Genomic DNA, 18,643 nt, shown 5'->3' with positions numbered 1-18,643 from the left:
CACGAGATGTAAAAAAGGGATGCATCAGCATCCCTCTTAGGTAACACACAGTATCGATTAATTAACGCTTTCCGCTTTCCGCTTCTGCGCACTCTGGAAGCCGTACGTCAGCTGTTGCGTCTCTTTATCCAGTTCTACCGTCACAGAGCCACCATCCACCAGCGAACCAAACAGCAGCTCGTTGGCCAGCGGTTTCTTGAGGCTTTCCTGCATCACACGCGCCATCGGTCGGGCACCCATCGCCTTGTCGTAACCTTTCTCTGCCAGCCAGTCACGTGCTTCATCGCTCACTTCTAGCGACACGCCTTTCGCGTCCAACTGCGCCTGGAGTTCAACAATAAACTTATCAACAACCTGTTGAATAACATCGGTCGACAGATGATTGAACCAGATAATGCCATCCAGACGGTTGCGGAACTCCGGCGTAAACACCTTCTTAATCTCTTCCATCGCATCCGTACTGTTGTCCTGATGGATGATGCCGATGGATTTACGCTGTGTTTCCCGCACGCCCGCATTGGTGGTCATGACGACAATGACATTGCGGAAGTCCGCCTTGCGGCCATTGTTATCCGTCAACGTACCGTTATCCATCACCTGCAACAGCAGGTTAAAGACGTCCGGGTGCGCTTTTTCGATTTCATCCAGCAGCAGCACCGCATGAGGATGCTTGATCACCGCATCCGTCAGCAGGCCGCCCTGATCGTAGCCCACATAGCCTGGAGGCGCACCAATCAAGCGGCTGACGGTATGACGCTCCATGTATTCGGACATATCAAAGCGCAGCAGTTCAATATCTAACGCTTTTGCCAGTTGTAACGTCACTTCTGTCTTACCGACACCAGTAGGCCCAGCGAACAGGAAAGAACCTACCGGTTTGCGCTCTTGACCCAGTCCTGCACGGCTCATCTTGATCGATTCGGACAGCGCTTCGATAGCTTTATCCTGCCCAAACACCAGCATTTTCAGGCGATCGCTGAGATTTTTCAGCACATCACGATCGCTAGCGGAGACGGTTTTTTCTGGAATACGGGCAATACGAGCGACAACCGATTCGATGTCACTCACGTTGACCGTTTTCTTACGCTTGCTGACAGGCATCAGACGGCTGCGTGCACCGGCTTCATCGATCACATCGATGGCTTTATCTGGTAGATGACGGTCATTGATATATTTCACTGCCAGCTCTACCGCTGCACGAACCGCTTTTGACGTATAGCGAACATCATGGTGAGCCTCATACTTCGGCTTCAGGCCATTAATGATTTGTATCGTTTCTTCTACACTAGGTTCAGTGATATCGATTTTCTGGAAACGACGCGCCAGCGCCCGATCCTTTTCGAAAATATTGCTGAACTCCTGATACGTGGTGGAACCAATAACGCGGATCTTGCCGCTGGAAAGTAGCGGTTTAATCAGATTAGCCGCATCAACCTGACCACCGGACGCTGCACCAGCACCGATGATCGTGTGGATTTCATCAATGAACAGAATGCTATTTTTATCCTGCTCTAGCTGTTTCAACAGCGCCTTGAAGCGTTTTTCAAAGTCACCGCGGTATTTGGTACCAGCCAGCAGCGCACCGATGTCCAGCGAGTACAGGGTGCACTCTGCCATCACTTCTGGTACATCGCCCTGCACAATACGCCAGGCCAGACCTTCGGCAATCGCGGTTTTACCGACGCCGGACTCGCCAACCAGCAGCGGGTTATTTTTACGGCGGCGACACAATACCTGAATCGTGCGCTCCAGCTCTTTCTCCCGGCCAATGAGCGGATCAATACCGCCAACGCGAGCCAGTTGATTCAGATTGGTGGTGAAGTTTTCCATACGATCTTCCCCTCCTGCCTGTTCTTCATTGACGGGACTTTCAGCGTTAGGTGCCTGATCGGTTTCTTCTTTGCGCGTGCCGTGAGAAATAAAGTTCACGACATCCAGACGACTAACGTCATGCTTGCGCAGGAGATAGGCGGCCTGAGATTCCTGTTCGCTAAAAATCGCGACCAGAACGTTGGCCCCAGACACTTCACTACGGCCAGAGGACTGCACGTGGAAAACTGCGCGTTGTAGTACGCGCTGGAAGCTGAGTGTGGGTTGCGTTTCACGCTCATCGTCACTCTTCGGTAATGTTGGAGTGGTCTGTTCAATGAAGGCTTCCAGCTCTTGGCGTAGTGCGGCTAAATCTACCGTGCAGGCTTCCAGTGCTTCACGGGCGGCCGGATTACTGAGCAGAGCCAACAGCAGGTGCTCCACGGTCATAAACTCGTGTCGGTGCTCACGCGCTCTGGCGAAAGCCATGTTGAGACTGAGTTCCAGTTCTTGATTGAGCATAGGCACCTCTCCCAATAAATCGCCTGACTTCAGGCTTTTTCCAGCGTACAGAGCAGCGGATGCTCGTTTTCTCTGGCATAACGATTAACTTGTACGACCTTGGTCTCAGCCACTTCAGCGCTGAATACGCCACAAATTGCTTTACCTTGATAATGCACAGTTAACATAAGCTGTGTGGCACGTTCAATATCATAAGAAAAGAACTTTTGCAGAACGTCAATAACAAATTCCATCGGGGTGTAATCATCGTTATTCAACACCACGTTATACATGGACGGCGGCTGCAATTTTTCTTTCTGTTGATCGGCGGTCAAGCTTTCCGATTGTGACCACGTACTATTGTTTCCCATTCTCTATCCACATCATGTAACGAATATCGCGACTCGCGATATTGGTCTGTTTATTCCCAATAGATCCGAGAAGCAGGAAAGGCGTGCCTGCGACTTGAAAGATGACGGGTACCTCTTAATGCTGGCCACTTCAGTATGGGATTAGGGAGAAGCACGATGATGAGGCTTTCGCAGGGATGCCTCGCACCGTGGTAGCCCTTGAATCTCGATCCTTAAACGATCGGCATTACGAGTATTTCTACATTTACAGTAGCACGTCTACTTTTTATTTTACCACCTGGGGAATGAAATGGTTCCCAGAAAGCAAAATTCAAGGCCCGTATACGATATCTTGATTACGCAACACGATTGTTGGTTCATCAATAGCGTTATCTGCATCAAACTTTGGCAAACTCCCCTCTCCACCACGCTGTGGATCGCTTGACGCCGGGATCGATTTCACTAAAGTGTACGGAAGAATTGATGAGGTTTTAATCAATTCGTATTCGTAGTAACCAAATAACCACACCTTACTGAAAAGAATACTCTTGCGAAGGATGTCAATGCATGGAGACAGGTACTGTTAAATGGTTCAATAATGCCAAAGGGTTTGGTTTTATCTGTCCAGAAGGGGGCGGTGACGATATCTTCGCGCACTACTCAACTATTCAAATGGATGGCTACCGGACGCTGAAAGCCGGACAGGTTGTCAGGTTTGATGTTCATCAAGGGCCGAAAGGCAATCATGCCTGTCTGATCGTCCCGCAAATCGTCGAGGCCGTATCCTGACCCCTTCTACCACCCTACATTTCTACTCAGAACACACGACGCTAAACAGTAAAAATTAATACAATGCGACAAATGCCGTTCAGCACACTGAACGGCATTTTTTTATCATTGCATAACATTAATCCGCCCGCCCGCGAGCCAGCCACAGCACGCGAGAGAACATACCGCGAATAAGCGGTGGGATTGCCTCGCTGCCCATCGCTGCGGCTTCCATCGCGACTTCAATCGCCAGATCGGGCTTGGATGAACGATGGATAGCCTTGATGATGATTTTATGCATCGAGAGCGGCACTTTTTCCGGCAACTGCGCAATGCGGTGATAAACGTGGCTGAATCCCTCACGGTACATGTAGTGTTCCATGTCCGATGCGGGCAAGACGGTCAAATGATCGCGCTCGCTCTCGTCCTGTACGGTTAACATGCTTTTCGCCGTCGCGGCATATTTTTTCCCCGCATCGTCGCCATCGACCAGCACATGCCATTCAATCCCCATACGACGTGCGAACCTCAGCAATGGTCGGATCCCGGACTGGGCAAATTCAATCACCTTAACCCCTTCCGCCTCAAAATGATGTCCGCATTGGCGCGCCAGTTCATTTAGCATCCAAACTTCGGTTTCACCTTCCACCAGCAGCCAACAGCGGGCAAAGAGTGACGCGGGTCGATTCATACGAATGTGAAACGCAATACGTCGGCTATCTTCCGCACTCATACCCTGACGACCAATGCGGTATGTCGCCACCCGTGAGGATTCCCGCACCAGACGGCACACCTGCTCCATCGGCACCAGCGATAGCAGTTCTCCCGAGTTGGTTGTTGTGACTTTCTGAAGTGGCAATTGCGTCAGAAGTCCCCATGCAACTGATAGCATAATCGGATGCAGCCGGGTTTCCGGGTCTTCAATCAGCAAGAGCGGACGAGCGTGGGGATCCAGAGCCACAGACCCTTTCGCCTGTAATAACGTGGAGAACAGCTCTAACAGGATAATTCGGCGACTGCGACTATTTGGGTCAGCAATCAGACGGTTGATGTTGTCCAGCGACCGCCACGATTTACCGTTGTGCGTTCGCGCATGCCGGTGATGGCGTCGATCGTTACCCGTGGCGCTTTGCTCGGAAAAATAGTGCTCCAGCAGTTGCCGTATCGCAACTAAGCCCTGGCGTAGTTCTTTATCCGTCAGCTTCTGCGGATTTTGCACCAGCTCACGCATCAGTTGCTCAAACTGCTGAGCTAGCTTGTCATTACTATTATCTAACGTCGCCGCCAACGTCCCGGAGCGCAAACGCCGCATAAATCGCGCATCACGCAGTCGCAACACCGGATGCAGGCGGATGATTTCTCTAGCCAGTTCGTCAATATCATCCAGCGGTATCGGATGCCCGTCGGCATCCAGAAAGCTGCGCCAGGTGAAGACAGACTGGCTTTCGTCTACTTCTCCTTCTAGCCGATAAAAAACGCGATATAGCGATTCGTTTCCCTCCACCCAAACGGGGCTAAGCGAACGATAGCGAGGGGATAAATGGTGGCCGGGTGCTGTCTCGCAAAAAGTAAAAATAATCTGAAGGTGCTTTTCCCGGCTGTTTTCATCCCCCGGAGTAAAGTGAAAATCCTGTATGTCAAAATGATAGAGCGGCAATGTCGGTGCCAGCAGCAGCGAAAGTGCATCCAGCAGGCTCGATTTTCCCCAAGCGTTCTCCCCAATCAGCACATTATTCTCGTCCAGCATCAGAGACAGACGATTAATTCCCCGAAACCCCAGGATCTCAATACTTTCCAGATGCATTCTTCTCTCCTGTTGCAGCTGTCTGCGGGTTTATACTGGCAAGATCCCTACCGGGTAGAATATCCTGCCAGACAGCGCTTTACTCGCTCCGATAATTTGTTTAATTTTAATAGATTATCGTTTTTCTTCCCGCCAAGTTTAGCCGATGAATCCCACGATGCTGTCAATGCACGGTTGGTGTTTCCGCCGTGTCAACGCCTATCGGGGGTAGAATGAAGAAGAAAAGCCTCATTGTTTGACTACGGCGCCCCACGCCAATCCTAAAATACGGGTTAGCGCCGTTTTTCTCACGTAAGGACATCAATTCTGTGATGTATTCAGGATTATTAATTATTTTATTACCGCTCATCATTGGCTATCTGGTACCGCTGCGCGCCAAAAAAGCACTACATCTGATTAACCAACTACTGAGTTGGATGGTGTACGTTATTCTGTTTTTGATGGGAATTAGTCTGGCCTTTCTGGAAAATCTCAGCAGCAATTTGTTACTGATCCTTCGCTACACCGCTGTCTTCGCATTCTGTATTGTCGCGGCAAACGGTCTTGCGCTGTGGCTATGGGAAAAACGTAGCGCGTGGCACAGCAAATTCAGAGACGCCGCACCGCCTTCCCGGCTGCATATGATCCTTGAATCGTTCAAACTCTGTGGCGTGGTTTTCGCGGGATTTTTACTCGGTTTAACGCAATGGTCAGGATTCACCTACGCCAGCAAAGGCAGCGAATATGCCCTGATCTTTCTGCTACTTTTAGTAGGTGTTCAACTGCGTAACAGCGGGATGACGCTGCGTCAGATCGTATTAAACCGTCGCGGTCTGATTATTGCGATTATCGTGGGTATCAGCGCCCTCGGTGGCGGACTGCTTGCCGCGTGGATGCTGGATTTACCGCCAAAAACCGGTCTGGCGATGGCATCCGGCTATGGATGGTATTCTCTGTCAGGCATCCTGTTGACCGACGCCCTTGGTCCCGTCATCGGCAGCGCGGCATTTTTCAACGATCTGACCCGCGAGTTGCTGGCGATTATGCTGATTCCTGCGCTGGCACAGCGCAACCGCTCATGTGCATTAGGCCTTTGCGGCGCGACATCAATGGATTTCACACTGCCAGTTTTACAGCGTAGCGCGGGTGTTGATATCGTACCTGCTGCCATCGTACACGGTTTCTTGTTAAGCCTCGCGGCGCCGATATTGATGGCGTTCTTTACCTCATAAAAGCGCTTGTCTCATCGTTTTCCTCCTCGTTTATGGGCTGTGATTGAGAGTGATTTTCATTGCCCATCGCCAAAATTGCGCTAAATCAAATTTACCTAAAATTGCATTAAAAAAGCCTTTTTACCTTCCTCGGCTGACATTATGCTTTAAACAAGCATTTTAAATGCAACTTAAAAAAGGAAGTCATTATGTTTTGTGTGCAATGTGAACAAACGATTCGTACCCCTGTTGGAAACGGCTGCTCTTACGCGCAGGGCATGTGCGGCAAAACCGCAGAAACCTCAGATCTGCAAGACCTGCTGGTGGCTGTGCTACAAGGACTTTCTGCCTGGGCGCTGAAAGCACGCGAGCTGGATATTATCGATCACGATGTCGACAGCTTTGCGCCACGCGCCTTCTTCTCTACGTTAACCAACGTTAACTTCGATTCCCAACGGATTATTGGCTACGCGCAAGAGGCCATCACACTGCGTGAGTCATTGGCGGTTCGCTGCCGTCTGCACGATGCCACGGCGACCGTAGATCACCCAATGGCAGCCCTGCAACTGGCTGGTAACGATATTCCGACCTTACTACAACAGGCGGAGGATTTTGCGCTGGACAGCGATAAAGCCAGTATCGGTGATGACGTTCACGGCTTGCGCATGCTCAACCTTTACGGCCTGAAAGGTGCGGCAGCTTATATGGAGCACGCCCACGTTCTCGGTCAGTATGACAACGCGATCTATGCCGAATATCATGCCTTCATGGCATGGCTGGGCACACAGCCATCCGATGTTGACACCCTGCTGAACAACGCAATGGGCATCGGTAAAATGAACTTCAACGTTATGGCGATCCTTGACCATGGCGAGACCCATGCTTACGGCCACCCACAGCCGACCTCCGTTAACGTCCGCCCAATTGCGGGTAAAGCGATTCTGATTTCAGGTCATGACCTGAAAGATCTGCGCATGCTGCTGGAGCAAACCGACGGCACCGGCGTGAATATTTATACCCACGGCGAAATGCTGCCTGCACACGGTTACCCAGAACTGAAAAAATTCAAGCATCTGGCGGGTAACTACGGCAGCGGTTGGCAGAACCAGCAGACTGAGTTTGCTAAATTCCCCGGCGCAATCGTCATGACCTCCAATTGTATTATCGATCCAAACGTGGGCAACTACGGCGACCGCATCTGGACGCGTAGCATCGTTGGCTGGCCGGGCGTGAACCACCTGGAAGGCGACGATTTCAGCCCGGTTATCGAACAGGCACAGGGTCTGGCTGGCTTCCCGTACAGCGAAATCGAACACATGATCACCGTCGGTTTTGGTCGTGAAACGCTGCTGAGCGCCGCCGATACCGTCATCGATCTGGTTGCACAGAAAAAACTGCGCCACGTTTTCCTCGTTGGTGGGTGTGATGGCAGCCGTGAAGAACGTAGCTACTTCACCGACTTCACGCTGAACGTCCCGCAAGACTGCCTGATCATGACGCTGGCCTGCGGTAAATACCGTTTCAACAAACTGGACTTCGGTACGCTGGAAGGCCTGCCACGCCTGCTGGATGTCGGTCAATGTAATGACGCCTACGCGGCCATTATTCTAGCCATCAAACTGGCGGAAAAACTGGGCTGTGGCGTGAACGATCTGCCGCTTAGCATGGTGCTGTCGTGGTTTGAACAGAAAGCGATTGTCATCCTGCTGACCCTGCTGTCCCTCGGCGTGAAGAACATCTACACCGGGCCAACTGCACCAGGCTTCCTGACGGACAACCTGCTTGCCATTCTGAACGACAAGTTCGGTATGCGGGCGATTACCACCGTTGAACAGGATATGAACACCATTCTGGCCGCTTGATAAATCAGCGCGGACGGAGGAACGCACTCCTCATCACGCAGCGCGAGGTGTCGGTATTGACGCCTCACACTAGGCTCAATGTCTTATGGGCTGCCTTTTTACACGCCTCACCGCATCCGTTTGTTATGGAGATTAATTATGACCATGCCCGCACTACAGACGGGGCCGACGCCGCTTTGTTCTAACCGCATGCAGGTACACTCGATTACCCAGGAAACGTCGGATGTCTGGACGATTTCACTAATTAATCATGATTTTTATCCGTATCAGCCGGGTCAGTATGCGCTCGTCAGCATTGCCAACAGCGCGGAGACGCTACGGGCTTATACGATCTCCTCTTCGCCGGGTCTCAGCCGCTTTATTACCTTGACGGTAAGAAAGCTGGACGACGGCGTCGGTTCCCGTTGGCTGACTCAAACGCTGAAAGTTGGTGATTATCTGTGGCTGTCCGAGGCACAGGGCGAATTTACCTGTACCGGCGCGGTCAGCGATCGTTACCTGATGGCAGCAGCAGGCTGTGGCGTCACCCCCATTATGTCGATGTGCCGCTGGCTGCTGGCGAACAAACCGCAAACCGACATCCACGTCATTTTCAACGTGCGCAACCCACAGCAGGTGATCTTCGCCAACGAATGGCAAGATCTGGTGCAGCGTTATCCGCAGCAATTGCATCTGACGCTGATGGCGGAGTTTGACGCCGTGCCCGGTTTCCTCGCCGGACGCATCAGCGGTAATTTGCTGGTCGAACACGTGCCGGATATCGCCAGCCGCACCGTGATGACCTGCGGTCCTGCACCGTACATGAACCAGATTGAAACCCTGAGTCAGCAGCTCGGCGTGGCGTCAAATCGCATATTTAAAGAGCAGTTCCGTACGACGGATGAAGTCGTGGATGAAGACGCCGATCAGATCACGCTGACCATCAGTCGTCCGCTGAAGAATCTGCGTGTTCCGGTGGGTATCAGTCTGCTGGCCGCACTGGAAGCCAATAAGGTGCAAGTTCTCGCCGCCTGCCGCGCTGGGGTGTGTGGGAGTTGTAAAACCCGCGTGCTGTCCGGTAATTACACCACGACCAGCACCATGACGCTGACACCGGCTGAGATCGAGCAAGGCTATGTTCTGGCCTGTAGCTGCCAGCTACAAGGCGACACTGTTCTGGCCTGATATTTCACCATTTTACCCCTTTCTGCTCGGTAGCACGGCTATCGGGCAGGTAGGTCATCGTAAATTACGCCTTGTTATCGCACACTTTTTCTCACTTTCTTCTTTTTCCCCGTTATAGTAAGCCATGGTTATATTTTGCTGTGGAGCCGCTGGCGCATGACATCCCCCTTAGCCCCGATCCTGATTCTGGGCGCAACTGGCTACATTGGCCGCCATTTAACCGAACGCTTGAGCAAACAGGGCAAGCGGGTGATTGCAGCCGGTCGAAATACTGAATCCCTTGCGTCACGGAACTGGCCGGGCGTCGACTGTCAACAGGTTGACCTCACCAAGCCAGAAAGCTTGCCTGATGGCCTGTGGGGAGCGGAGACGCTCTATTATCTGGTGCACAGCATGGGCGACGGGGCGGATTTCGTCGCAAGAGAGCGTATGGCTGCCATGAATCTTTTGCTGGCGCTGGCCTCCAGCAGCGTAAAACAGATTATCTATCTGGGATCGCTTCAGGCGAAGGATGACACCTCACCACATATGCTGGCGCGCCAGATCACCGGTGATGTCTTACGCAGTAGTGGTATTCCCGTCACGGAGCTGCGTGCAGGTATTATTATCGGTACCGGATCGGCTGCATTCGAGATCATGCGTGATATGGTCTATAACCTGCCGATATTAACGCCGCCGCGCTGGGTGCGATCTAAATCGTCGCCGATTGCGCTGGAAAACCTGCTGGTTTATCTGATCAACATTGCGCATCACCCCTCGACAGAAAATCGCATCATGGATGCCGCAGGCCCCGAATACATCAGCTATCAGACGATGTTCGAGCGTTTCATTCAGATTAGTGGCAAGCGCAGATTGTTGATTCCGGTTCCCATGCCCACGCATCTGGTGTCTGTCTGGTTCTTGCATCTGGTGACCTCGGTTCCCCCGTCTATCGCCCGCGCCCTGATTCAGGGGTTAAAACATGATCTACAGGCCGATGGCCGTGAACTACAGGCATTAATCCCACAACAACTGATGAGCTTTGATGACGCCGTGCGTCTCACGTTGCAAAGCGAAATGGAGAGCGTACAGCAGGCTGACTGGGGCGACGACACCGAAGTACGTGCACGTTGGAAGCCGAATTACGGCTTTTACCCCAAACAGGCAGGTCATACGCTTGAGACATCAGCATCCAGTCAGGCACTTTGGCAGGTTATCCAGCAGGTTGGTGGCCAGGAAGGCTATTTTTATGCCAATACGCTCTGGAATATCCGCGCCCGGCTGGACGACCTCTGCGGCAACGGCGTGACTTACGGGCGCCCCGAACGCCCGACGCTGGAGGTCGGCGACAAGATCGACGGTTGGAAGGTGATTTCGATCAAGCCACAGCGCCAGTTGGTGCTGCTATTCGGCATGAAAGCGCCGGGGTTGGGTAAACTCAATTTTACTATTACAGACAAAGGCACTCACAGAACCCTGGATGTGCGCGCCCGCTGGCACCCTTCCGGGTTTAACGGATTGGTCTACTGGTTTTTGATGATGCCCGCCCATTTGTTTATTTTCCGTGGCATGGCGGCCCGTATTGCGAAGCTCGCAGAGAAGGAAACGGTTTAGCGGCTGCCGTATTTCTCCAATAGCGCATCAACGATCGCTTCACTCTGCGCATCTGGCTGGCCTTGATAATTCTCAGGACGAAAATGCATCTGGAAAGCGGCAATTACCTGCCGCTTCTCGCGTGACGTCATTGTTTCCGGCACCGAATAGCCATAACGTGCCAGCTTTTCTAGCAGAACCACTTCATCAACGGGCTGTAGCGGCAGTCGCCCATTCAAATAGAACGTAACCCGATCCGCATCCGGCCAGGCACCGACGCCCGCTTGTGCCAATGCCTGCCAGGGGAAAAGCGGCCCAGGATCTTGTTTCCGCTGCGGGGCAATATCGCTGTGTGCCACCACATTCTGCGGTGCTATCTTATAACGTGCGACAATATCATGAGCGATTGCGGTCACGAGCTGAATCTGCGAAGCGGTGAACGGTGACCACGTATAGCCCGTTAGCGTGCGCTGGTAGCCCGCATTTTCAATTTCAATACCAATCGAGGAATTATTCAGCCGGCTAAACCCGCGCCAACTGCTCGCCCCCGCATGCCAGGCGGCCTGAGACTCAGGCACCAATTGCCAGGCAAGCGGCTTGCCGTGCCGCAACGGCGGATATGCAGGAATAAGGTAATGGGCGCTAACGTGATCGTCCGTCAAAATATTCAGCGAGGTGGCAAAATCTTCTGCCGTGTAGTGAATGACCAAAAAGCGGATACGGGATTCCTGCGCACGCGACTGCAACGCGGTCTCCAGCACATAATTATTCTGTTCCTGCAACGAGTGAGACGTCTGGCAACCTGCCAACAGCCCTAACGCTATGCAGCTCAGCCATTTCAACATCGTTATTCCACTATATCCGTGCATTTTCACGACGTGTTTGCCCATTCTCGCTCAATTAGACCATTAGTAACTAACGGCGTACTTTTACCGCCGTGCCGCTGACGGTCACCATCAGCATGCTGCCATCCTTCCCAACGGTTTCATAGTCAAGATCGATGCCGACAACGGCGTTTGCCCCTAAATCTTCAGCTTGTTCCTGTAGTTCTTTAAACGCAATCTGACGCGCCTTGCGCAGCTCTTTCTCATAGGCACCGGAACGGCCGCCAACGACATCGCGGATGCTGGCGAAAAAGTCACGGAAGATGTTCGCCCCAAGAATGGCCTCGCCTGTCACGACGCCACAATATTCAGTAATGGTGAAGCCTTCCAGATTGGGGGTAGTGGATAATTGCATTTGTCTCTCCTAGAGCGTGCCTCGGGTCATAAGGCATTATTTTGTGCTATTATTTAACCAATAAATCGCTTATTGGCAAATTTTAACCCACGGTGATTGCATAACTATTCTGCCAACGTTAACATTCGCCGCATCAATGTCTATTCAATTCTTACGCATGAGTATTCAACTAAACGGCATCAACTGTTTCTACGGCACATACCAGGCGCTATTTGATATCACCCTCGATTGTCCTGCGGGTGAGACGCTGGTTCTTCTTGGACCCAGCGGGGCAGGAAAGAGTTCGCTGATACGCGTTCTTAACCTGCTGGAAATGCCGCGCTCAGGCACACTTTCCATCACGGGTAATCAGTTTGATTTTCAGCGCACGCCATCCGACAGTGCGATCCGTGAACTGCGTCAGAACGTCGGGATGGTGTTTCAGCAATATAATTTGTGGCCGCATCTGACCGTGGTGCAGAATTTGATTGAAGCGCCCTGCCGCGTGCTGGGACTCAGTAAAGAAGAAGCCAGAGCCCGTGCTGACAAGTTGCTGACTCGCCTGCGCCTCAATGATTTTGCCGATCGCTTTCCTCTCCATCTTTCTGGTGGGCAGCAGCAGCGCGTGGCGATTGCTCGTGCGCTAATGATGGAGCCTAAAGTCTTGCTGTTTGATGAGCCGACTGCCGCATTAGATCCAGAGATTACCGCTCAGGTCGTCAACATCATCCGTGAACTGGCGCAAACTGGCATTACGCAGGTGATCGTAACCCATGAAGTCGAATTTGCCCGTAAAACGGCCAGCCGAGTGGTTTATATGGAAAACGGCCGCATCGTTGAACAAGGAGATGCGACGCACTTTGCTCATCCGCAAACACCTGAATTCACTGGTTATTTATCACATTGATTACTATCAGGAAAATGATAATGAAAAAATTGATTGTTGCAGCCTTATTCGCAGTCGGTGCCGTTTCTGCTAACGCCGCGGATACGATCCGTTTCGCGACAGAAGCCTCCTACCCTCCGTTCGAATTTGTTGACGCTAATAACCAGATTCAGGGTTTTGATATCGATCTGGCTAACGCACTGTGCAAAGAAATGCAGGCCAACTGCACGTTCAGTAATCAGGCTTTCGACAGCCTGATCCCCGGTCTGAAATTCCGTCGTTTTGAAGCTGTCATCGCAGGGATGGATATTACTCCAGAGCGTCAGCAACAGGTGTCATTCACTCAGCCTTACTACGATAACGCCGCTCTGTTTATCGCTCAGAAAGGGAAAGTTGCCGACGTCGCTGCGCTGAAAGGCAAACGCGTTGGCGTGCAAAATGGCACAACCCACCAGAAATATCTGATGGAAAAACATAGCGATATCAAAACGGTGCCTTACGATAGTTATCAGAATGCGGTATTGGATCTGAAAAATGGCCGTCTGGATGCGGTATTCGGTGACACTGCCGTGGTTAACGAATGGCTAAAGCAGAATGATACACTGACATCCGTCGGTCAAAACGTAACGGATAAAGATTACTTCGGTGTCGGTCTGGGCATCGCTGTGCGCCAGAATAACGATGAGCTGTTGAAAAAATTCAACGACGCGCTCAGCAAAATCAAGCAGGATGGCACTTACGAGACCATCTATAAAAAATGGTTCCAGCAGTAATCTGATGCTCAATGATTGAATTTCAACCTCTTGCAAGCGCCGCAGGGATGACCGTCGGCCTTGCCGTTTGTGCACTGGTGCTAGGCCTGGCGCTAGCGATGCTGTTTGCCGTTTGGGAAACCGTTCGCTGGAAAGCCGTTAGCTGGACGGGTACAGCGGTAGTCACACTATTGCGCGGTCTGCCAGAAATTCTGGTGGTGCTGTTTATCTATTTCGGCTCTTCCCAACTGCTGATGATGCTGGCGGACGGTTTTACCCTGAATCTTCTCATTGTGCAGATTCCGGTAAAACTGGATATCGGTATGTTTGAAATCAGCCCCTTTCTGTGTGGCGTGATTGCGCTGGCGCTGCTGTATGCAGCCTATGCGTCCCAAACGCTGCGCGGTGCACTGAAAGCCGTGCCGCAAGGACAATGGGAATCAGGACAAGCACTGGGACTCAGTAAATCCGCGATCTTTTTCCGCTTGATTATGCCGCAGATGTGGCGTCACGCCCTGCCCGGATTAGGTAATCAATGGCTGGTATTACTGAAAGATACCGCGTTGGTTTCCCTGATTAGCGTTAACGATTTGATGCTGCAAACCAAAAGCATTGCGACACGGACGCAGGAGCCCTTTACCTGGTACGTCGTTGCGGCAGCAATCTATTTGGTTATCACGCTGTTAAGTCAGTATGTGCTGAAACGCATTGATCTGCACACCACGCGTTTTGAGCGGAGACCTTCCTGATGCTCGCTTATTTACCTGAGCTATTAAAAGGCCTGCATACCAGTCTGACATTAACCGCCGTCTCGATTGTCGTGGCGCTGCTTCTGTCACTGCTACTGACTGTCGTGCTGACGCTGAAAACGCCCGTCGTATCACTGTTGGCGAAAGGCTACATTACGCTGTTTACTGGTACGCCGCTGCTGGTGCAAATCTTTCTGATTTACTACGGCCCTGGGCAATTTACCTCTATTCAGCAAATCCCCTGGCTGTGGAGCCTGCTGTCACAGCCGTGGCTGTGTGCGATGGTGGCGCTGGCGCTCAATAGCGCGGCTTATACCACACAATTGTTCTATGGTGCAGTAAAAGCTATCCCCGCCGGACAGTGGCAATCCTGTGCGGCTCTGGGAATGAATCAGAAGCAGACATTACGCATTCTGCTGCCGTTCGCGTTTAAACGTGCGCTGTCTTCTTATTCAAATGAAGTGGTGCTGGTATTTAAGAGCACGTCGCTGGCTTATACCATCACGCTGATGGAAGTCATGGGTTACAGTCAACTGATGTACGGCCGGACATATGATGTGATGGTGTTTGGCGCAGCCGGGATTATCTATCTTTGCGTCAATGGGTTACTGACATTATTGATGCGCTGGGTTGAACGTCGTTCACTGGTATTCGAACGCCGCAACTGATCCTTACCGCACCTATCCGTTTAGAAAGCAGGCTTTAATAGTCTGCTTTTTTATGGCGTGCCATCCCTGACCGCCCGCTTAAGAGCCGTTGCTGACACCAGGTTAAAAATTTCTGCCGGAAATTTTTTATTGTCTGCTGATGTAAAAACATGCAACCAATCGACTTATTAATCATTTTAATTGCATATAAATTCAATCAATGGCATGGTAATCGCCATGACGCCGGAACCCTTCCGCACATATATTCATACCCTAAATAATTCGAGTTTCAGGACAAAACGTTAGCGTTTTGAACAATGCAAAGCGTTGGCCCCGAAGGGGTGAGGCCCACGACGGGCCGAGTATTTGAACGCAGCCAACGCACATGCAACTTGAAGTATGACGGGTATGCACTATAAGAAAAACAGACAGGAGTAGGTAATGAAAAAATTAGTGCTCGCCACGTTACTGGCAGGAATCACCTTCAGCGCCACCGCAGCAGACACCATCCGTTTTGCATCATCAGCCACCTACCCGCCATTTGAGTCACTGGATGCCAGCAATGAAATCGTCGGTTTCGATATGGATCTGGCAAAAGCGCTATGCAAACAAATGCAAGCCACTTGTACGTTCACCAATCAGGCGTTTGACAGCCTAATCCCTGCGCTGAAATTCCGTCGCTACGACGCGGTGATTTCTGGGATGGATATCACCCCTGAGCGCAGCAAGCAGGTCGCATTCACGCAGCCTTACTATGCCAACTCAGCCGTGGTTATCGCGCAGAAAGGGAAATTCAGTGACTTTGCCGCGATGAAAGGCAAACGTATTGGTATGGAAAATGGTACGACGCATCAGAAATACATGCACGATAAGCACCCGGAAGTGCAAACCGTCTCTTATGACAGCTACCAGAACGCAGTACTGGATCTGAAGAATGGCCGTATCGACGGCGTATTCGGTGATACCGCTGTCGTCAATGAGTGGATTAAGACGAACCCGGAACTGGCGACGGTTGGTGAGCGTGTGACTGACGCCGAATACTTTGGCACCGGGCTGGGCATCGCCGTTCGTCCCGATGACAAGGCACTACTGGAAAAACTGAACAAAGCGCTGGATGCGATCAAAGCTGATGGCACTTACAAAACCATCAATGACAAGTGGTTCCCGCAATAAAGTTCGATCTGCGCAGTGTGATATCGTATGAAATCATGCATATAACGCCGCTTTTTTGTCGTCCAGGCGTAAAAAATTGCGCTGAGGTGATCGTTACCGTCGAGTGAGCGGCAGGACGCCGCGAAAGACAGTGCCGCATCGGACAAAAACGTCAGAGACGTTTTTGAACAGCACTTGTGCTGGCCCGAAGGGCGAGTCCCATTCATGGGGCGAGTAAACGCGTTACTGGCGGCTCGAAAAGCGGGAACGATCACCGAAGGCACCGCGCAGCGGCGCAATTCACGCCAAAAGCCAGTGGTCAAGGAGCTGCGGCAATTGAGCGCTCCTTGTCGGGCGTGTGATGAAATCATAGAAAAGCACTAGAATTGACACGCCCGACACTTTCATACTGTCGAACATGGATACAACAACGTAGTAAATTGCTACCGAGATATTTTTTATTACATACAGTCATCGCTTATCAAGCGCGCTTCAATAACATCAGTACTTCGTAGTGCGCCGTGTGTGGGAACATGTCGAACAACTGTACGCGCAGCGGGCGGTAGTTCGCCAACTCTGCCATGTCTTTTGCCATACTTTCAGCGTTACAGCTGGAATAGAGAATATAATCCGGTGCCATCCGGCTCAGGTAGGCGCACAGTTCACTGCCGATACCGCGGCGTGGCGGGTTGACTAATACCAGATCCGGGATTTCCGCTTTAGCGGTCGCGAACTGCGTGGAATCCAGCGCCTGAAACTCTACCTGCTTCAACCCTAACTGTTCCGCCGAGCGACGCGCACAGGCTATCGCCTCGGCGCTGATTTCAATGCCCGTCAAACGCATCTCCGATGACGCACAGTGCAGGCCAAAACCCCCTACCCCGCAAAACAGATCCCACATACTGGTAATCTTCAGCTCAGCAACCCAGTCGCGCGCTGTCGCATACAGCGCAGCCGCTACCTGTGGGTTAGTCTGGAAGAAACTTTGCGGGCGGATATACAGCGGCACCTGATTAAACTGCTCGGCCAGCGTGGCAGCGTCACTCAGGATAATCTCGGTTTTACCTTCCATAATCGCCTGATGCACTGGCTGGATGTTAGCGGATATCACTTCAAGCTGAGGCAACTGCTGCTGTAACCAGGGCAATGCGGCTCGCAGCTGTGCCAGCTTGGTTTCCGAGCGTAGGACAAAGCGCAGCATGAATGTACCGTGCTGCGTACTTTCCGTCAGCAACAGGTATTTCAGCTCTCCGCGGCGTCGGGCCACGTTATAAGGCGTCAACCCCGCACGGGCGATAAAAGCTTTAAGCACATCGAAAACTGGCGCGAAGCTGGTCGGATAAAGCGGGCAATCACAGAGATCCACCGCAGTTCCATCACGGTGTAACATCCCCAATAACGGGCGTTCCACGCTGCCACTCACCACCATTTTGGCTTTATTACGAAATGCGGTCTGCGCAGAAGGTTGCACCGGTAGCCAGCGCTGCACGGCGTGCGGTTGCAGCAAGCCTTCAAGGTGCTGCTGCTTATCAGATAATTGCTGTGGGTAGGCTTTTTCCAGCCATTGGCAGGAACGACAGGTTCCCGTGCTGTAGCGGGCACAATGCATAAAAATCTAACTATTAAAATAATACAGAATGAGAGGATTATATCACCCTGACGGCGTCACCCCGCGAATTTTCCGCTTGTTCATGGGCGACGCCAGCAGCCGATTGGCTCAGAAGATAGAAATGTCTATTTCTGACGCAGAAAAAAACGCTTACTGCGCCGTGGCAAAAACAGTAAAACAATCACCAGAAGATCTGGGATTTTTTGTAGCAGGAGTTGATGCAGTACGGCGGCGTTGCTCTCTCCTGAAATATGGAATATCGCTGGCATAAATTCACTTAGCGACGCCAGCAGGAGATAACACACAACGATGCCCTGACAGGCTATATAGCCCCATCGTCCCCAGTTCACACCAGCCAAAACCGCAAAGCCACAGCGGATCTCAATGCCGACAATAACGAGCGATAGCATTAACACCAGCGTCGAATCCCAGGCTTCCGCGTTGCTACCAATCCAGCCGCTTAAATCGCTGAGCCCTAACTCCCACACGAGCAGCACAATCCCCAAAAATCGGGTAGCTATAATCGCAATCCCCGCCACCATCACAGGCACCGGAGCATAAGTTTTGCGTTGTGCTATTTCCTTCTTTGTGTACAGAATTTCAACGCTCT

The 18,643-nt window shown here is 51.7% G+C and carries 17 protein-coding genes; 10 read left to right on the top strand and 7 right to left on the bottom strand.

Translation table 11 applies throughout. From position 1 onward, the window contains the following. Window positions 1-57: 57 nt before the first annotated feature. Together clpA and clpS are read right to left on the bottom strand one after the other, a co-directional pair. Window positions 58-2,331 (bottom strand): ATP-dependent Clp protease ATP-binding subunit ClpA, encoded by a 2,274-nt coding sequence (clpA, locus tag KP22_RS03070; protein ID WP_039300704.1) that lies wholly within the window; start codon window positions 2,329-2,331, stop codon window positions 58-60. Window positions 2,332-2,360: 29 nt separating this feature from the next. Beyond that, entirely contained in the window at window positions 2,361-2,681 is a 321-nt protein-coding gene (clpS, locus tag KP22_RS03065; RefSeq protein ID WP_039300706.1) for an ATP-dependent Clp protease adapter ClpS, read from the bottom strand. A 546-nt stretch (window positions 2,682-3,227) separates the two neighbouring features. On the opposite strand from clpS, the gene cspD reads away from it, so the two are divergent. Then, entirely contained in the window at window positions 3,228-3,449 is a 222-nt protein-coding gene (cspD, locus tag KP22_RS03060; RefSeq protein ID WP_039300708.1) for a cold shock-like protein CspD, read from the top strand. A 118-nt stretch (window positions 3,450-3,567) separates the two neighbouring features. On the opposite strand, the gene KP22_RS03055 is transcribed toward cspD, so the two are convergent. Next, window positions 3,568-5,232, bottom strand: coding sequence for an ATP-dependent endonuclease (locus tag KP22_RS03055; protein ID WP_039300712.1), 1,665 nt, complete (start codon window positions 5,230-5,232; stop codon window positions 3,568-3,570). Between the two features lie 311 nt (window positions 5,233-5,543). Between KP22_RS03055 and KP22_RS03050 the strand changes: the two genes are divergently transcribed. From KP22_RS03050 to KP22_RS03035, 4 genes are all read left to right on the top strand, one after another. Further along, window positions 5,544-6,443 (top strand): LysO family transporter, encoded by a 900-nt coding sequence (locus tag KP22_RS03050; RefSeq protein ID WP_039322302.1) that lies wholly within the window; start codon window positions 5,544-5,546, stop codon window positions 6,441-6,443. A 188-nt stretch (window positions 6,444-6,631) separates the two neighbouring features. Then, the gene (gene hcp / locus KP22_RS03045) at window positions 6,632-8,284 is read left to right on the top strand and encodes a hydroxylamine reductase (RefSeq protein ID WP_039322300.1); all 1,653 of its coding nucleotides are present in this window, start codon (window positions 6,632-6,634) and stop codon (window positions 8,282-8,284) included. A 138-nt stretch (window positions 8,285-8,422) separates the two neighbouring features. Next, window positions 8,423-9,448, top strand: a complete 1,026-nt coding sequence (gene hcr, locus KP22_RS03040) for an NADH oxidoreductase (protein ID WP_039300721.1) — start codon at window positions 8,423-8,425, stop codon at window positions 9,446-9,448. 156 nt (window positions 9,449-9,604) lie between these two features. Next, a complete protein-coding gene (locus KP22_RS03035; RefSeq protein WP_039322298.1) occupies window positions 9,605-11,041 on the top strand; it encodes a DUF2867 domain-containing protein in 1,437 nt (478 codons plus the stop codon). Here KP22_RS03035 and KP22_RS03030 read toward each other — a convergent pair. Further along, on the bottom strand, window positions 11,038-11,865 hold the full coding sequence (locus KP22_RS03030; RefSeq protein WP_039300726.1) for an N-acetylmuramoyl-L-alanine amidase: 828 nt from the start codon (window positions 11,863-11,865) through the stop codon (window positions 11,038-11,040). The two genes, KP22_RS03035 and KP22_RS03030, sit on opposite strands and share 4 nt — an antisense overlap. Before the next feature lie 70 nt (window positions 11,866-11,935). After that, a complete protein-coding gene (locus tag KP22_RS03025; RefSeq protein WP_014915058.1) occupies window positions 11,936-12,259 on the bottom strand; it encodes a heavy metal-binding domain-containing protein in 324 nt (107 codons plus the stop codon). A gap of 157 nt (window positions 12,260-12,416) precedes the next feature. On the opposite strand from KP22_RS03025, the gene artP reads away from it, so the two are divergent. The 5 genes from artP to artJ (KP22_RS03000) all read left to right on the top strand — a co-directional run bounded on the left by artP (window position 12,417) and on the right by artJ (KP22_RS03000) (window position 16,445). Beyond that, window positions 12,417-13,145: an arginine ABC transporter ATP-binding protein ArtP gene (artP, locus tag KP22_RS03020; protein ID WP_156103711.1), complete on the top strand. Its 729-nt coding sequence runs from the start codon at window positions 12,417-12,419 to the stop codon at window positions 13,143-13,145. A gap of 20 nt (window positions 13,146-13,165) precedes the next feature. Beyond that, the gene (artJ, locus tag KP22_RS03015; RefSeq protein ID WP_039322296.1) at window positions 13,166-13,897 is read left to right on the top strand and encodes an arginine ABC transporter substrate-binding protein; all 732 of its coding nucleotides are present in this window, start codon (window positions 13,166-13,168) and stop codon (window positions 13,895-13,897) included. A gap of 11 nt (window positions 13,898-13,908) precedes the next feature. Then, on the top strand, window positions 13,909-14,625 hold the full coding sequence (gene artQ / locus KP22_RS03010; RefSeq protein ID WP_039322293.1) for an arginine ABC transporter permease ArtQ: 717 nt from the start codon (window positions 13,909-13,911) through the stop codon (window positions 14,623-14,625). Next, window positions 14,625-15,293 (top strand): arginine ABC transporter permease ArtM, encoded by a 669-nt coding sequence (gene artM, locus KP22_RS03005; RefSeq protein WP_039322290.1) that lies wholly within the window; start codon window positions 14,625-14,627, stop codon window positions 15,291-15,293. The genes artQ and artM overlap by 1 nt, the downstream gene beginning before the upstream one ends. A 420-nt stretch (window positions 15,294-15,713) precedes the next feature. Beyond that, complete coding sequence (gene artJ / locus KP22_RS03000; protein ID WP_039322288.1) at window positions 15,714-16,445, top strand: arginine ABC transporter substrate-binding protein; 732 nt, start codon at window positions 15,714-15,716, stop codon at window positions 16,443-16,445. A gap of 460 nt (window positions 16,446-16,905) precedes the next feature. Here the strand turns inward: artJ (KP22_RS03000) and rlmC are convergent, their stop codons facing one another. Together rlmC and KP22_RS02990 are read right to left on the bottom strand one after the other, a co-directional pair. After that, window positions 16,906-18,033 carry a 23S rRNA (uracil(747)-C(5))-methyltransferase RlmC gene (gene rlmC / locus KP22_RS02995; protein ID WP_039322284.1) on the bottom strand — a complete coding sequence of 376 codons (1,128 nt, stop codon included), beginning with the start codon at window positions 18,031-18,033 and terminating at the stop codon, window positions 16,906-16,908. 125 nt (window positions 18,034-18,158) lie between these two features. Beyond that, window positions 18,159-18,611, bottom strand: coding sequence for a YbjO family protein (locus tag KP22_RS02990; protein WP_039300749.1), 453 nt, complete (start codon window positions 18,609-18,611; stop codon window positions 18,159-18,161). Between the last annotated feature and the right edge of the window lie 32 nt (window positions 18,612-18,643).

The organism is Pectobacterium betavasculorum, assembly GCF_000749845.1.
In the GTDB taxonomy this organism is placed as follows: domain Bacteria; phylum Pseudomonadota; class Gammaproteobacteria; order Enterobacterales; family Enterobacteriaceae; genus Pectobacterium; species Pectobacterium betavasculorum.
This window is presented reverse-complemented; position numbering and strand designations above follow the sequence as displayed.

What these genes read in the sequence shown, in the direction of transcription:
- clpA (WP_039300704.1), bottom strand. Translation starts at nt 2,331, where the DNA reads ATGCTCAATCAAGAACTGGAACTCAGTCTCAACATGGCTTTCGCCAGA.
- clpS (WP_039300706.1), bottom strand. Translation starts at nt 2,681, where the DNA reads ATGGGAAACAATAGTACGTGGTCACAATCGGAAAGCTTGACCGCCGAT.
- cspD (WP_039300708.1), top strand. Translation starts at nt 3,228, where the DNA reads ATGGAGACAGGTACTGTTAAATGGTTCAATAATGCCAAAGGGTTTGGT.
- KP22_RS03055 (WP_039300712.1), bottom strand. Translation starts at nt 5,232, where the DNA reads ATGCATCTGGAAAGTATTGAGATCCTGGGGTTTCGGGGAATTAATCGT.
- KP22_RS03050 (WP_039322302.1), top strand. Translation starts at nt 5,544, where the DNA reads ATGTATTCAGGATTATTAATTATTTTATTACCGCTCATCATTGGCTAT.
- hcp (WP_039322300.1), top strand. Translation starts at nt 6,632, where the DNA reads ATGTTTTGTGTGCAATGTGAACAAACGATTCGTACCCCTGTTGGAAAC.
- hcr (WP_039300721.1), top strand. Translation starts at nt 8,423, where the DNA reads ATGACCATGCCCGCACTACAGACGGGGCCGACGCCGCTTTGTTCTAAC.
- KP22_RS03035 (WP_039322298.1), top strand. Translation starts at nt 9,605, where the DNA reads ATGACATCCCCCTTAGCCCCGATCCTGATTCTGGGCGCAACTGGCTAC.
- KP22_RS03030 (WP_039300726.1), bottom strand. Translation starts at nt 11,865, where the DNA reads ATGTTGAAATGGCTGAGCTGCATAGCGTTAGGGCTGTTGGCAGGTTGC.
- KP22_RS03025 (WP_014915058.1), bottom strand. Translation starts at nt 12,259, where the DNA reads ATGCAATTATCCACTACCCCCAATCTGGAAGGCTTCACCATTACTGAA.
- artP (WP_156103711.1), top strand. Translation starts at nt 12,417, where the DNA reads ATGAGTATTCAACTAAACGGCATCAACTGTTTCTACGGCACATACCAG.
- artJ (WP_039322296.1), top strand. Translation starts at nt 13,166, where the DNA reads ATGAAAAAATTGATTGTTGCAGCCTTATTCGCAGTCGGTGCCGTTTCT.
- artQ (WP_039322293.1), top strand. Translation starts at nt 13,909, where the DNA reads ATGATTGAATTTCAACCTCTTGCAAGCGCCGCAGGGATGACCGTCGGC.
- artM (WP_039322290.1), top strand. Translation starts at nt 14,625, where the DNA reads ATGCTCGCTTATTTACCTGAGCTATTAAAAGGCCTGCATACCAGTCTG.
- artJ (WP_039322288.1), top strand. Translation starts at nt 15,714, where the DNA reads ATGAAAAAATTAGTGCTCGCCACGTTACTGGCAGGAATCACCTTCAGC.
- rlmC (WP_039322284.1), bottom strand. Translation starts at nt 18,033, where the DNA reads ATGCATTGTGCCCGCTACAGCACGGGAACCTGTCGTTCCTGCCAATGG.